The organism is Trueperella bialowiezensis (assembly GCF_900637955.1).
GTDB lineage: Bacteria > Actinomycetota > Actinomycetes > Actinomycetales > Actinomycetaceae > Trueperella > Trueperella bialowiezensis.
Genome location: NZ_LR134476.1, coordinates 423,010 through 437,585 on the forward strand (window position 1 = coordinate 423,010; position 14,576 = coordinate 437,585).

Sequence of the window (14,576 nt, forward strand, 5' to 3'; positions counted from 1 at the left end):
CTCCTAACGTTCCGGCTGGTCTTCCCACGTCATGACGTCTGGGATTCCGCGTACGACGACGACCGGGCAGTCCGGCTGGCTCATCGCCACGACGCCCGCGAGCGCCGCGATCGCATCCGCGACCGCCATGCCGCTACGGTGAACGAGGTCGAGTCCTGCGGATCCGAGCGCAACGTCGACGACGCCGCGCTGCTCAGCGGTTCCACTCTGCTTGCCTGCTCCGCGCAGGGTATCAACTCCGCACTGTCCGTTCCCACCGGAGCCGGTGATGATTACTCCCGGCCTGCCGCCAAAACGCGCTGCTAACCCGCGCCGGATTTGCGCGGCGGCGGAATCGGGTTCGGCGGGCTCTTTCAGCCCGAGTTTGGCTGGAATGCCGGTGCGGGTACGAAAGCCGTCGGGCTCGTTTCCTTCCCGATGCCAGCGACCTTGCGATTTGGCGAGGATTTTGCCTGCGATGACGACGACGTCGTCGCCCCGCAAGCCCACATAGCCATCGGGCCACTGCAGTACGTTGAGGTGTGGGGAGATGACGGCCGCTAGGTCGTCCCCGCTCGTCACCGTCGGGATGCCGGGCACGGCGACGGCTTGCACGCGCGTCGTCGGCGAAACTGGCGGGGTTTGGTTCGCTGGCTCACTGCTCATGGGGTCAGTGTAGCCGCCCGACACCACACCCTACGTGTGCTCTTCAGCGGCGCTGTCTCATTTCACACGGCAGAAAGTACGTCTAGCGCGCCGGACATGGAACAATGGCCATATGACTGACGAAACACTACGTACATCCACGCAGGTGCCGAAGAAGGCAAGTCTTGACGGGCTGGAAGAACGCTGGGGCGCAGCCTGGGAAGAAGGCGGAACCTACGCGTTTAATCCGGATACGGAACGCGACGAGGTTTACTCGATTGATACTCCCCCGCCCACGGTGTCCGGTTCGCTGCACGTGGGGCACGTGTTTTCGTACACTCACACGGACGTCGTCGCCCGTTATAAGCGGATGCGCGGCTACAACGTGTTTTACCCGATGGGTTGGGACGACAACGGTCTGCCCACCGAGCGCCGCGTGCAAAACTACTATGGCGTGCGGGTTGATCCGTCGCAGCCGTACGTGGAGGATTTCGTGCCGCCGCACGACGGCGGCGACGGCAAGTCGATCAAGTATGCCGATCAGAAGCCGATTTCGCGGCGTAATTTTATTGAGCTGTGTTGGAAGCTCACAGCAGAGGATGAGAAGCAGTTTGAGGCGCTGTGGCGCCGGCTTGGCCTGTCGATTGATTGGACGCATCAGTATCAGACGATCGATTCGAACGCCCAGCGAGTGGCGCAGACTGCGTTCATCCGCAATCTTGCCCGCGGTGAGGCCTACCAGGCGCAGGCTCCCGGCCTGTGGGATGTGACGTTCCAGACCGCCGTCGCGCAGGCCGAGTTGGAGGCCCGCGAATATCCGGGCGCCTACCACACGCTCGCGTTCCATACCGACGGCGACGACGTCCTTATCGAGACCACGCGTCCGGAGCTGTTGCCGGCCTGTGTGGCTCTCGTGGCGCATCCCGACGACGAGCGCTATCAGCACTTGTTTGGCACGACGGCGACCACGCCCGTCTTCGGCGTTGAGATCCCGATTCTTGCCCATCCGGCTGCGGAGATCGACAAGGGTGCGGGTATCGCCATGTGCTGTACGTTCGGTGATCTGACAGACGTGCAGTGGTGGCGCGAGCTGAACCTGCCGATGCGTGCGGTGCTGGGTAAAGACGGCCGCTTGCTGAACGAAACCCCGGAGTGGATCACGTCCGACGCCGGTACCGAGGCCTACGAGGAGATGGCTGGGAAGACCACGTTTACGGCACGCAAGGTGCTCGTTGAGCGCCTGAAGGCCAGCGGCGAGATGGTGGGCGAGGAAAAGCCCACGCAGCGTATGACGAACTTCTTCGAAAAGGGCGATAAGCCGCTCGAAATCGTCACATCCCGCCAGTGGTACATCCGCAACGGCGGGCGCGCATTCACCGACGCCACGGGCAAGGATTTGCGCGACAGCCTGCTCGTGCGCGGTAAAGAGCTCGAGTTCCACCCTGATTTTATGCGCGTGCGTTACAACAACTGGGTGGAAGGCCTAAATTCGGATTGGCTGATTTCTCGCCAGCGTTTCTTCGGCGTTCCGATCCCGTTGTGGTACAAGGTGAGCGATTCTGGCGACGTCGATTACGACGCCGTCATTACGCCGACCGAAGACATGCTTCCCATCGATCCGACCACGGACACCCCACCGGGATACGACGAGGCGCAGCGTGGCAAGCCGGGCGGCTTCGTCGGTGAAGTAGACATTATGGATACGTGGGCGACGTCGTCGCTCACCCCGCAGGTCGCCGGTGGTTGGCTGCGTGACGAGAAGCTGTTCGACGCCGTGTACCCGATGGATCTGCGCCCGCAGGGCCAGGACATCATTCGCACCTGGCTGTTTTCCACGATGGTGCGTGCGCACCTCGAGTTCGACGGGTTGCCGTGGAAGCACGCGGCGATTTCTGGGTGGATTCTCGATCCGGATCGTAAGAAGATGTCGAAGTCGAAGGGCAACGTTGTCACCCCGATGGGGCTGCTCGAACAGCACGGCTCGGATGCTGTGCGGTATTGGGCTGCCTCCGCGCGGCTGGGCACGGATGCCGCATTTGACGAGCAGCAGATGAAGATTGGGCGGCGTCTGGCGATGAAGCTGCTCAACGCCTCGAAGTTCGCGCTCGGGATGGCCGGCGGTGACGCTCAGGTGGATCTCGATCCGAGCGCAGTGAGCGAGCCACTCGATCGTGCGATGCTCGCAATGCTGGCCGGCGTTATTGAGCGGGCCACCACTGCGTTCGAGGCCTACGATCACACGCGCGCACTCGAAGTGACCGAAACCTGCTTCTGGACGTTCTGTGACGACTACCTTGAGCTGGTCAAAGACCGCGCTTATGACCGCGACGGCGAACTGGCCACACGCGGCGAGGGCGCCAAGGTACGTTCGGCACGCGTGACGCTCAACCTCGCGGTCGACGCGTTCTTACGCCTGTTTGCTCCCGTGCTCCCCTATGCAACTGAAGAGGTGTGGTCGTGGTACCGCACCGGATCGGTACACAACGCACAGTGGCCGAGCGCTTCCGAGGTGGGTAACGCGGCAGAGGGCGATCCGCAGCTGGTGGATATTGCGGGCGGTACGCTTGCGGCACTGCGCAAGATCAAGTCTGAGCAGAAGGTCTCCCAGCGTACGGCCTATGCAAGCGTCACCGTGGAGATCCCGCAGGATTGGGCGGACGCGGTGGAGCTCGTTCGTAGTGAGCTCGAGGCCGCCGCACACGTGACCGGCACGCTCGACTTCGTTGGTGGCGACGTCGCAGAACCGGAGGTTACGGCCTTCGAGTTTGCTGTGGAGGACTAACCGGTCCACGTCGCAGACCTGCGACAATACGTAAAAGTGGCGGATATCATGGCCAATAAGGCTGTGATACCGCCACTTTTTACTTTACCTACGCTACCGTAGGTCAGTACGTGTTTTTGATCAGCACCAAAAAGGAGTACCGTGAGCGAATACATTAACGAAGACGGTGTTTCATTCGTCCCCGGCAAGATGGAAGTCACCGAGTCGATGAATGTTCCCGCCCTTATCCGTAGGCGCGGCCAGGAAATGCCGAAGAAGGTGGCCTGCCAGCGCAAGTCGTCGATGGGTAACCAGTGGATTTCGATCACGTGGGCGCAGTTTATTGATGAGATTCGGGCTCTTGCTCGTGGTTTCATCGCTTACGGCCTCAAGCCTGGCGACCGGGTGGCCATCATGGCGCGCACCTCCTACGAGTGGTCGCTGTTTGATTTCGCGATCCAGTTCGCAGGCGGCTACGCGGTGCCGATCTACGAAACGTCCGTGGTTGAGCAGGCTGAGTGGATTATCGAGGACGCGGGCTGCCGCTTCGTCGTCGTCGAAAATCAGGCGATGGAAATGATGCTTCAGCCGGTGCTCGAACGCCAGCCTGTTTTGGAAAAGATTTTCGTCATCAACGACGACGCGCAGGGGCGCATCACCTCCGCCGGTTCTCTTGAGGACGACAGCGAGATCGACCGCCGCATTGACGCGCAGAAGGCCGACGACGTGTGGACGATCATCTACACGTCGGGCACCACGGGCCGCCCCAAGGGCGTTGTGCTCACGCATCGCAATCTCCTGCACGTGGTGCTTAACGGCCCGGCAGACTCCGGACTCATCGACGTGCTCTCACGTAAAGATTCGGCCACGTTGCTGTTCTTGCCGATGGCACACGTGTTCGCACGTTTTATTAACGTCGTGGCGCTGTACGCCTCGGTGCGTGTGGGCTACTGCCCGGACACGAAGAATCTGGTGAGCGACATGCAATCCTTCCGCCCCACGTTCGTGCTCGCAGTGCCGCGCGTGTTCGAGAAGATTTACAACGCCGCGGACGCCAAGGCGGGCAAGGGCGCAAAGCTCAAGATTTTCCGTACGGCCGCGAAGGTGGCGATCAACTATGCTCGCGCACTCGAAACCGAAGAAGGTCCGACCAAGCGTCAAGAACTCCAGCATTCGATGTTCGACAAGCTCGTCTACTCCACGATCAGGGACATCATGGGCGGGCGCGTACGCTACGCGATCTCCGGTGGTGCTCCGCTGGGCAACCGCTTAGCGGCGTTCTTCACCGGCGCGGGCATCACCTTGCTCGAGGGCTACGGCCTGTCCGAAACCTCAGCACCAACCACGGTGAATCGTACGAACAAGTCACGCCTTGGCTCGGTCGGCCCGGCCTACCCGGGTTGCTATGTGAAAGCAGCTGAGGACGGCGAACTGCTCGTCAAGGGCGATCACGTGTTCAAGGAATACCACAAGAACCCTGAGGCAACTGCCGAGGCGTTCACCGAGGACGGCTGGTTCCGCACCGGTGACATCGGGCGTGTGGACGAAGATGACTTCGTGTGGGTGACCGGCCGGAAGAAGGAAATCATCGTCACTGCTGGTGGCAAGAACGTGGCACCGGCCGAACTCGAAGATAGGCTCCGCTCTCATCCGATCATCTCCCAGGTGGTGGTCGTGGGCGATAAGAAACCGTTCATCTCCGCACTTGTAACCATCGACGCCGAGGCGCTGCCGCAGTACTTGGCCAACCGCGGACTGCCTGCCATGTCGGCAACTGAGGCGGTCAACGATCCGCAGATCATTGCCGCGATCGACCGCGCGATCAAGCGCACGAACACGCACGTCTCTCGCGCCGAGTCGATCCGCAAGTTCGAGATCCTCCCCGGCGATTTCACGGTGGAAAATGGCTACCTGACGCCGTCGCTCAAGGTTAAGCGCAGCGAAGTGCTCAAGGACTACGCGGACGTGATCGAAAAGATCTACGCCCAGTAGGATTCACAGGCTCAGAAGGCCCGGCGCGCCGGGTGTTCTCGCCGATACTGCTATAACAGCAGAAATGCCGGACTCGAGAGCCTTCGAGTCCGGCATTTTTGCTTCATAAGCAATAACGCGTGAATGTTCCTAGGCGTTCTTTTCAGCGGCGATCTCTTCGTGGTGTTGGATGACTTCGGCCACGATGAACTTGAGGAACTTCTCGGCAAACACCGGATCAAGATCCGATTCTTCGGCCAGTATGCGCAGCCGGGCGATCTGGCGTGCCTCACGTTCTTTGTCGGATGCGGGCATGGCATGTTCAGCTTTCAGCTGGCCCACCCGCTGGGTACACCGGAAACGCTCGGCCAAAATGTGTACGAGCGCGGCGTCGAGGTTGTCAATCGTCTTACGGTAATTCTCCAGCTGCTGGAGAGGGCTCTCGCCCGCGCCGTTGCCCGCACTATTGGCGGCGCCCTCACCCACTACTCTTTCGGCAGAGTCCATGATTTCACCTAGGCCGTCTTGTTTTCACGCCCGCGCAACACGAGGGTCGGCTCTGCCGTTCCGTCAACGACGCCGCCTTCAATAAGGACCTTGGCGACGTCGTCGCGTGAGGGCAACTCAAACATGAGCTCGCTGAGCAGCTTCTCCATGATCGAGCGCAAGCCGCGAGCACCCGTACCCCGAGCAATTGCCTCGGCGGCAATCTTCCCGAGCGCTTCGGAGGTGAACTCAAGATCCACGCCGTCGAGTGCAAACATCTTCTGATACTGCTTAACGAGCGCGTTACGCGGAGTTTGTAGGATCTCCACCAAGTCGCTCTCGCTCAGTTCATTAACCGTGGCGATCACAGGCAACCGGCCAACGAGTTCCGGAATAAGGCCGAACTTATGTAGATCCTCCGGAGTGGTCTGCTTGAGCAACTCTCCGGCCTTCTCGGCCTCGTGCAGAGTCGAACCGAAACCGATGCCACGTTTGCCCGTGCGCGAGGAAACGATCTCCTCCATGCCCGCAAACGCTCCGGCAACGATGAACAGAATGTTCGACGTGTCAATCTCAATAAACTCTTGCTGCGGATGCTTGCGCCCACCCTGTGGAGGCACCGCCGCAACTGTCCCCTCAATAATCTTCAACAGGGCTTGCTGCACGCCTTCACCAGACACGTCGCGAGTAATCGAGGGGTTCTCAGACTTGCGCGAAATCTTATCGATCTCGTCAATATAGATGATGCCGTGTTCGGCGCGCGACACGTCGTCGTCAGCTGCCTGAATGAGCTTGAGCAGAATGTTTTCCACGTCCTCGCCCACGTAACCCGCTTCGGTAAGAGCAGTGGCATCCGCAATTGCGAAGGGCACGTCAAGAATCTTCGCCAGGGTCTGAGCCAGGTACGTCTTGCCCGTGCCTGTTGGGCCAATGAGCAGGATGTTCGACTTGCCGATCTCGACGTGGTCGTCGTCCTTCTTCTTCCCAGACGGTTTCTGCGCCCGGATTCGCTTGTAATGGTTATACACCGCGACGGACAGGGTTCGCTTAGCTCCCTCCTGGCCAATCACGTATTCGTTAAGGAACTCGTAAATCTCCTTCGGCTTGGGCAATTCGACAGCCGGCTTGCCCTCATCTTGCGCGCCGAGCTCTTCTTCAATGATCTCGTTACACAGCTCAATACACTCGTTACAAATGTAGACACCCGATCCGGTGATGAGCTTGCGGACCTGCCGCTGGCTCTTCTGGCAAAACGAGCACTTGAGCATGTCTGCAGCGTCTGCAGTACGAGTCATGATCTACCCTCTTTTCTAACCCTGCCTACCATTCCACACCAAAACTGCGCCCATGGCTAGTGTGGCACACGCGGCGAGAGGTCACATTCGTGACAGCTCCCGCCGCGTGTTACCGACGTCGTGCATTCCTGCCGAGATTTATGCCTCGGCGTCCTCGCGGCTTGCCTTACGCGAAGTAAGCACCTGGTCGACGATCCCGTATTCCTTCGCCTGTTGAGCGGACAGGATCTTATCACGAGAAATATCCAGCTCAATCTGCTTCGGATCCTGACCGGTGTGCTCGGCAAGCGTGTCAATCAACCACTGGTTCATGCGGTCAATCTCATCGGCAATAATCGCGATGTCAGAGGCCTGCCCCTGAGCGCCCTGCATAGCCGGCTGGTGGATGAGCACGCGCGCGTTCGGCAGCGCCAAACGCCTACCCGGCGAGCCACCTGCCAGCAAAATTGCGGCAGCCGACGCCGCCTGCCCCAGACACACCGTCTGAATCTCCGGGCGTACGTACTGCATCGTGTCGTAAATCGCGGTCATCGCCGTGAACGATCCACCCGGCGAATTAATGTACATCGTGATCGGCGAATCCGGATCAAGCGACTCCAACACGAGAAGCTGGGCCATGATGTCGTCAGCAGACGCGTCGTCCACCTGAACACCCAAAAACACGATCCGATCCTCAAACAGCTTGGCATACGGATCCTGCCGCTTATAGCCGTACGGCGTGCGCTCCTCGAAATTCGGCAGAACGTAACGGTTCGTCGGCATCTGTGGAGCCATTCCTGTCAGCGAGAAATTAGTCATCAGTGCTCTCCCCTACTTGCTCTCCGGCGTCACCGAACGCCCACCGTCAACACCGCCGCCGCCAACAACCGACGACGAATGCTCGATAATGTGATCAACAAAACCGTATTCCAACGCTTCTTGAGCGGTGAACCACTTATCCCGATCAGAATCCACCAAAATCTGTTCCACGGACTTGCCTGTGTGCTTGGCGTTCAGCTCAGACAGCTCCTGCTTCATCTGCAAGATCAAGTCCGCGTTAATACGGATTTCGGTTGCCGTACCCTGCACGCCGCCCAGCGGCTGATGCATGAGCACGCGGGTGTGCGGGGTAATGTACCGCTTGCCTTTCGCTCCTGCCGTGAGCAGGAACTGCCCCATCGAAGCAGCCAGCCCCATGCCAACCGTGGCTACGTCCGGCTTCACGTACTGCATCGTGTCAAAAATAGCCATGCCAGCCGTCACCGAACCGCCCGGTGAGTTGATGTAAAGGTAGATGTCCTTATCCGGATCTTCGGCCGCCAGCAGCAGAAGCTGGGCAGAGACCATGTTGGCCAGTTCATCAGTAACCTGGTCGCCTAACCAAATGATGCGTTCTTTCAAAAGACGGTTGTAAATCGAGTCGCCAAGGCCAAGGTTCTGGCCTCCAACGGCAGCTTGTGGCATGTTCATGCCGCCTCCTTTGCCCACTCGGGCACGGTCTATTCCTTCCGCATATAGTGCGGATGCTTGTCACTCACTAGATACTAACGGCGGGGCTTGGCCGATCTTCCGGTTTACGCGGCTATTTCGCTGATGGCACATGTGCGCTCGTACCCATTCAAGGGGCGAGGCAGGCTCCCGTGCATCACGCACGGTGCCTGCCCCGCAACTACTCACGTGCCACAGACTTTTCGACTAGCCTTCCAGCTTCGAAACGATCCCCTTACGGTTCTTGCCGTCCTTTTCCGCGGCTAGCACGCGAGCCTTTTCAGCTTCGTCGACGCTGCCAACGTAGTCGAGCACTTCACCCACGGTGTGGGCGGCAGGGTCAAATTCGCCGTCAGCTGCATCGGTTGCCGATTCCTCATCAGCAGCCTCGTCGGCCTTAGCCTTCACGGCCTTCTTGGGCTTGTCAGCCTTGTCGGCCTTAGCCTTCTTCGGCTTATCAGCCTTCGCTGGCTTGGCCGTGAACTCGGGCAGCACCTCATTTTCTGGCTGCTCACCCAACACTGCCGCAACATCGACGTCGTTGCCATCGGAATCCTTGACGGTGGCAAGGCGCAACGCTGCCGTCACAGCCTTGTTACGAGCCAATTCGTTCGAGAACGCACCGATCTGGCCGGCTTGCGCGGCGGCCTGGATGAACTGGTTCGGATCCATGCCGTACATCTGCGCCTGGGTCACAAGGAAATCAATGAGTTCTTCTTGTGGAACATCGACCTTGAAAGCTTCCACGTAGGTGTCGAGTAGCAGCTGCTGACGCAAAGCCTGCTCGATCTCGGGGCGAATCTCCTCACCGTGCGGATCGTCTGCCTCTTTACCTTCATTGCTCAAGTGGTTGGCTACCTCTTCGTCGATGACTCCCTGCGGCAGCGGGAAGTCCGATGCTTCCACTAACTGGTTGACCAGCAGCTCATGGGCACCCGACAGCTGCATGTTCGCCTTGTGCTTAGCCGCCTGCTCGCGAAGGTCCTCGCGTAGTTCGTCGATCGTGTCGAATTCTGATGCCATCATCGCGAAATCGTCGTCGGCCTCGGGTAGCACCGATTCCTTCACGGAATGCACGGTGATCGTCACGTCGGCCTCTTCACCTTCGTGTTCACCGCCGGCCAGCTTTGCCTTGAACTCGACGACGTCGTCAGCCTTCGCACCGGTGAGCGCCTCGTCTTGGCCGTCCAGCATGTTGCCTTCGCCGATACGGTAGGAGATACCTGCCACGTCGTCCACGTTCTCGCCACCAATCGTGGCCACCATGTCAATGTTGACGTAGTCGCCTTCCTTGGCCTCCCGGTCGACGTTCGTCAGCGTGGCAAAACGCTCGCGCAGAGCATCGAGCTCGGACGTCACGTCGTCGTCAGTCACCTCGGCGCTCGGCACTTCGACCGTGAAATCAGCCGGGTTCGGCAGCCAAATCTCCGGGCGCACGTCCACCTCAACCGTGAACTTCAGGGCAGTCGTGTCGTCCTTACCCGTCATCTCCGGGACCTCGACGATGTCCACCTCTGGTCGCGACATCGGCACGATACCCGTTTCCACGACGGCGATCTGGTAGTAGCCATCCAGGTTGTCGTTAATCGCCTGCTCGATGATGTATCCGCGGCCGATCTTTGACTCAAGAACACGGCGCGGAGCCTTCCCCTTACGGAAGCCGGGGATGTCCACCTGCTGGGCAAGATCCTTAGCGGCCTTGTTGTACTTGGGCTCAAATTCTGACGCGGGTACCTCGACGCTCAACTTCGCGCGGGTTTCGCTCACGTGCTCTACGTTGTGCTTCACAATTCTCCTGAGTTTAGGGACGGGATGCCGTCCATCACATCTTTCCTGCGTGCAGTGCACGCTCGCCGTTCAATAATAGAACAAAAGGGCGCCAATCCTTATTTTCGTTCGCCATGAAAGCAACCACAGCTTAAAACAGGGCAGCCGGCTCGGGTGCTGGGAAGATCTCGTCAAGGCGGGCCAGGTCGTCGTCGGAGAGCCGCACAGACACTGCTTGCGCGTTCGATTCCAGCTGCGCCGGCGTCGTCGCACCCGCGATCACCGAGGCCACTGGTTCTTGGCTGGCAAGCCACGCGATCGCCACGCGGGCCTGGTCGAATCCGCGCTCGGCACAAAAATCGCGGTACGCGCGCAACTGGTTCATGTCAGCCGCCGCGATCTTCACATCGCCCACCTTGAGGCGGCCTTCGCCCGGATGACCATCCGTATACTTGCCCGTCAACAGCCCGGCCGCGAGCGGGAAGTACGGAATCACGCCCAGCCCGTAGTGCCTGGCCGCCGGCAAAATTTCTAGCTCGGCACGCCGATCCATCAGATTGTAGTGATTTTGCGTGCCCACGAGCCTGCCCATGCTTGCCAACTCGGCAGTGGCAGCCGTCTGCCATCCAGCCATATTCGACACCGCATAGTACCGAATCTTGCCCTGCTCCACAGCCGTTTCGAGGGCGTCGACTGTCTCTGCAAGCGGCGTCAACGGATCGGGACTGTGATAGTAATACAGGTCCACGTAGTCAGTGCCGAGCCGCCGCAACGAGCCTTCGAGCGATGCCATCATGTACTTGCGGCTCCCCTTAGCGACCTTCTCACCCGGCTTCGTTTTCGGCATTCCAAACTTCGTGGCAATCACGGCCTCATCACGCCGGTTCCCAAGAGCCGCACCCAGCAATTCTTCCGACTGACCGTAATAACTGCCATACACGTCAGCTGAATCAAAATAGGTAATTCCCAGATCCAAGGCCGCATTCACGACGGCGTTCGCACCCGCCTGATCGGCGCTTCGGCTTCCTGCCCGGCCAAGATTATTCGCACCGTACCCAAGAACCGAGACTACAAGCCCCGAATTACCCAGCCTGCGATATTCCATGTCTGCCTCCACTCCGGCGTCCAACTAGTTGTTCGGCGCCTTCCCTACCGACATGCGCACATGCGTCTTCATCGGCAACACAATCTCCGGCACATCATCGTTGCGCCGGCGCAGATGGTCACGTAGCAACTCGGCCGCGTGCCGCCCGACGTCGTAGTTCGACCCACCAATGCTCGTCAGCGGCACTTGAGCGACGACGGCGGCAATCGTGTTATCGAATGACGCCACCGACACGTCGTCGGGCACCCGCACGCCCGCGCGTCGAAGACCGTGCAGTAAACCGGCTGCTTGAATGTCATTAAACGCCACGATCCCCGTGGCCTTCGTTCCCTGCCAAGCTCGCACAGCTTCAAAACCAGACACCACGTTTGGTTCAAACGGGGCGCTACGGCTTATTCGCAAATCCCGCTTGTTTGCCTCCGTTTGCAGGGCACGCCAACGAATGCCGCTCGTCCACGACTCCTCCGGACCAGACACGTAAAGTAAATCTTCGTGGCCGTGCGCGGCAAAAAGATCCATCAGCTGCCCCACCCCGGGAACCATGTCAAACATGACCGACGGAATACCGTTAATCCTGCGCTGAACCAACACTGTGGGCTTTTGCTTATGAATATTCGCGATCTGCGATTCGGTCAGAAGCGACGACGACATGATGAGCCCGTCCACATGCGGCAAAATCTGAATAATATTAGCCGCTTCACGCTCGGCGTTCTCTCCGGCATCCAACACAACCGGTACATAACTATCCGGAAAATTATCACGGAAACCCGAAAGGATATCCTCATAAATCGGGTTGGACAGCCGTTGCACCGAAAAAGCAATCGTGCGAGTTTTCGCCTCAGACTGGGCGACTGTAGGCCCAGCCGCATAACCAAGCTCTTCAATTGCCTCGTACACGATTTTCAACGTGGCCGCGCTTACCCGCCCCGGGCGGGACAGGCTCCGAGACACCGTCGACGGGGAAACACCGGCACGCCGAGCCACGTCATATATCGTGACTCGACGGCCGGTGTTCACGTTTAGCTCCCTCGCGTATAGATAACTCCTGTTATTGGAGTATACCCATACTCGACGGGTGGGAAAGTTAGTTACCCTGCTTTTCCTTCATCGCCAGCCAGCGGTCGCGGACCTTGTAGGCGTTCGACTTCGGGAGCCTATCGCGAGTGAACATACCCTTCTTGTTGCCACCCACACGCATCGTGCCCGGGGTGGTCTGGAAGTCCGCGAAGTTCCACATCTGCTCGCCAACCACTTCTGGGTAGTCGTCGAACACCTTGTGGAACATACCAATGTTGTCCTCCTGGAACTCCTCCGACCAGGGGCGGCGGAAGTAATCCTTGAGGCCAGGCATCGTATCCGGGCCGTACTCGGTGAAGATGATCGGCTTGCCCGGGTAACGCTTGATCCATTCATCAAGTTCGCGGCGCAGGCCGGCCTCGGCATCACCAAGGTGGCCAGTCTGGAAGTACCAGCCGTAGTAGCGGTTGAGCATGATGACATCAAAGAAGTCGGTGATCTTCTCAACATCCGGGGTGGACAGCATGACGTTCACGTAGCCAACTGGGCGGGTCGGATCGGCGTCGCGGGCGACCTTCGCCAGAGGCTCGAAGTACTCGCGCGAGGCGTCCGTGTTCGTCTCCGGCTCGTTCGCGATCGACCAGATAACCACGCAGGGGTGGTTCTTGTCGCGTGCGATGAGATCGCGGATTTCGTTGGCGTGAACTTCTTGGGTTTCCTTGTTCGCCGTGTCCTCCGAGAAGGTGACGAAGCCCTGAGCGCCGAAAATACCGCCGCCGATACCCATGTTCAGACCAACAGCCGGGGTTTCGTCGATGACGACGAAGCCCTGCTCGTCCGCATAGTCCATGACCTCTTCCGCATAGGGGTAGTGCGAGGTGCGGAACGAATTCGCACCCTGCCACTTCATCACTTCAAAGTCGTGAACCATCATGACGTTGTCATGACCCTTGCCGCGAATCAGGTTGTCCTCATGGCGGCCGTATCCACGGAAGTAGAACGGCTTACCGTTGATGAGGAACTGGTTGTCCTTGATTTCCACGGTGCGGATGCCGAAACGCTGCGGGTAGACGTCGTCGTCAGCCGTGATCTCGAGCGTGTACAGGTTGCCCTCGCCCGGTGCCCACAGCTTGGCATTCTCGACGCGTAGTTCGCCCGAGGCGCCTTCGCCGGCAGCCACTTCGTTACGCTCGGCGTCAAGCACGCGAACCGACACGTTCTTCGCACCCTCAGCTACGACGTCGTACTTGACGACGCCGGCACTGCCGTCGATATCCGTCACGATAGTCACATCGGACACGTGTACCTCCGGACGGGTGTACAGGTGGACGGACCGGTGAATGCCCGCGTAGTTGTAGAAATCGTGCCAGTACTTCTGCTGATCGTTACCGGCCTCGTCCTGTGTAATGTAACCCGGCGGAATCGACTGCCACCCAAGACGATTATCGACGGCCACCGTCACGCGGAACGGTTCGCCGTCCTTCACCAGGTCAGTAATGTCAGCTTCGAACGGCAGATAACCACCCTTGTGGTAGGCAACTTCCTTACCGTTAATGTAGACCTGCGCTTCGTGCGTCACCGAACCGAAGCGGATCAGCAAACGATCATCACCGAAACGCGGCGCAATAGCCTCACGCTCGTACCACACGAGACCCACGTGATCGTGAACCTCGATTTCCGTGGTGATGTCGTTATACGACGCCGGAACAGGCATCGACCGGGTATCGGTAAGCGGCTTATCAAACCACCGCTCCTCAACACCCGAATTATCAGTGTCTACTTTGAAATCCCAAACACCATCAAGGCATTTGGAGTTACGAGAGAGTGAGTCACGCAATGCTAGCATGTAAGCTCCTTTGCTTGGTCGTCCTGCTTTCTGCGCCCCGGCCAGATCGAACGGTTAAAGCGTGTGCCCTGGAGGCGTCGTCGTTCCAAGCGCTACACCTAGCGGCATGCTTCACACGCAAGCTTCCTCGGGGAGCTACAGGGTGGGGGATCGACCCACATCTCTATTTCTATCGGAATGTGACCCGTTTCTCTAGGGTTAACGTATCATTCTGCAACTTACGGCAACCCCTTTCAC

The 14,576-nt window shown here is 59.1% G+C and carries 11 protein-coding genes; 2 read left to right on the forward strand and 9 right to left on the reverse strand.

What is annotated here, in order from left to right:
- Window positions 1-3: 3 nt before the first annotated feature.
- Window positions 4-645 (reverse strand): coenzyme F420-0:L-glutamate ligase, encoded by a 642-nt coding sequence (locus tag EL234_RS01970; RefSeq protein ID WP_126415893.1) that lies wholly within the window; start codon window positions 643-645, stop codon window positions 4-6.
- Between the two features lie 112 nt (window positions 646-757).
- On the opposite strand from EL234_RS01970, the gene valS reads away from it, so the two are divergent.
- Together valS and EL234_RS01980 are read left to right on the forward strand one after the other, a co-directional pair.
- Window positions 758-3,406 carry a valine--tRNA ligase gene (gene valS, locus EL234_RS01975; RefSeq protein WP_126415894.1) on the forward strand — a complete coding sequence of 883 codons (2,649 nt, stop codon included), beginning with the start codon at window positions 758-760 and terminating at the stop codon, window positions 3,404-3,406.
- Between the two features lie 141 nt (window positions 3,407-3,547).
- The gene (locus EL234_RS01980; protein WP_241969061.1) at window positions 3,548-5,377 is read left to right on the forward strand and encodes an AMP-dependent synthetase/ligase; all 1,830 of its coding nucleotides are present in this window, start codon (window positions 3,548-3,550) and stop codon (window positions 5,375-5,377) included.
- 129 nt (window positions 5,378-5,506) lie between these two features.
- On the opposite strand, the gene EL234_RS01985 is transcribed toward EL234_RS01980, so the two are convergent.
- From EL234_RS01985 to uidA, 8 genes are all read right to left on the reverse strand, one after another.
- Window positions 5,507-5,863, reverse strand: a complete 357-nt coding sequence (locus tag EL234_RS01985) for a chorismate mutase (RefSeq protein ID WP_126415895.1) — start codon at window positions 5,861-5,863, stop codon at window positions 5,507-5,509.
- Between the two features lie 8 nt (window positions 5,864-5,871).
- Window positions 5,872-7,137, reverse strand: a complete 1,266-nt coding sequence (clpX, locus tag EL234_RS01990; RefSeq protein ID WP_126415896.1) for an ATP-dependent Clp protease ATP-binding subunit ClpX — start codon at window positions 7,135-7,137, stop codon at window positions 5,872-5,874.
- A 138-nt stretch (window positions 7,138-7,275) separates the two neighbouring features.
- Window positions 7,276-7,935 (reverse strand): ATP-dependent Clp protease proteolytic subunit, encoded by a 660-nt coding sequence (locus tag EL234_RS01995; protein WP_126415897.1) that lies wholly within the window; start codon window positions 7,933-7,935, stop codon window positions 7,276-7,278.
- A gap of 12 nt (window positions 7,936-7,947) precedes the next feature.
- A complete protein-coding gene (locus EL234_RS02000) occupies window positions 7,948-8,580 on the reverse strand; it encodes an ATP-dependent Clp protease proteolytic subunit (protein WP_126417215.1) in 633 nt (210 codons plus the stop codon).
- A gap of 231 nt (window positions 8,581-8,811) precedes the next feature.
- Window positions 8,812-10,392: a trigger factor gene (gene tig, locus EL234_RS02005; RefSeq protein ID WP_126415898.1), complete on the reverse strand. Its 1,581-nt coding sequence runs from the start codon at window positions 10,390-10,392 to the stop codon at window positions 8,812-8,814.
- Window positions 10,393-10,522: 130 nt separating this feature from the next.
- The gene (locus EL234_RS02010; RefSeq protein ID WP_126415899.1) at window positions 10,523-11,476 is read right to left on the reverse strand and encodes an aldo/keto reductase; all 954 of its coding nucleotides are present in this window, start codon (window positions 11,474-11,476) and stop codon (window positions 10,523-10,525) included.
- A gap of 24 nt (window positions 11,477-11,500) precedes the next feature.
- Window positions 11,501-12,493, reverse strand: a complete 993-nt coding sequence (locus tag EL234_RS02015) for a LacI family DNA-binding transcriptional regulator (protein ID WP_126415900.1) — start codon at window positions 12,491-12,493, stop codon at window positions 11,501-11,503.
- A gap of 67 nt (window positions 12,494-12,560) precedes the next feature.
- Window positions 12,561-14,339, reverse strand: a complete 1,779-nt coding sequence (gene uidA, locus EL234_RS02020; protein WP_126415901.1) for a beta-glucuronidase — start codon at window positions 14,337-14,339, stop codon at window positions 12,561-12,563.
- Between the last annotated feature and the right edge of the window lie 237 nt (window positions 14,340-14,576).

Bases quoted from the DNA above. Each gene is read 5' to 3' on its own strand.
- clpX (WP_126415896.1), bottom strand. From the start codon at position 7,137: ATGACTCGTACTGCAGACGCTGCAGACATGCTCAAGTGCTCGTTTTGC.
- EL234_RS02000 (WP_126417215.1), bottom strand. From the start codon at position 8,580: ATGCCACAAGCTGCCGTTGGAGGCCAGAACCTTGGCCTTGGCGACTCG.
- EL234_RS01970 (WP_126415893.1), bottom strand. From the start codon at position 645: ATGAGCAGTGAGCCAGCGAACCAAACCCCGCCAGTTTCGCCGACGACG.
- EL234_RS01985 (WP_126415895.1), bottom strand. From the start codon at position 5,863: ATGGACTCTGCCGAAAGAGTAGTGGGTGAGGGCGCCGCCAATAGTGCG.
- EL234_RS01995 (WP_126415897.1), bottom strand. From the start codon at position 7,935: ATGACTAATTTCTCGCTGACAGGAATGGCTCCACAGATGCCGACGAAC.
- uidA (WP_126415901.1), bottom strand. From the start codon at position 14,339: ATGCTAGCATTGCGTGACTCACTCTCTCGTAACTCCAAATGCCTTGAT.
- valS (WP_126415894.1), top strand. From the start codon at position 758: ATGACTGACGAAACACTACGTACATCCACGCAGGTGCCGAAGAAGGCA.
- EL234_RS02010 (WP_126415899.1), bottom strand. From the start codon at position 11,476: ATGGAATATCGCAGGCTGGGTAATTCGGGGCTTGTAGTCTCGGTTCTT.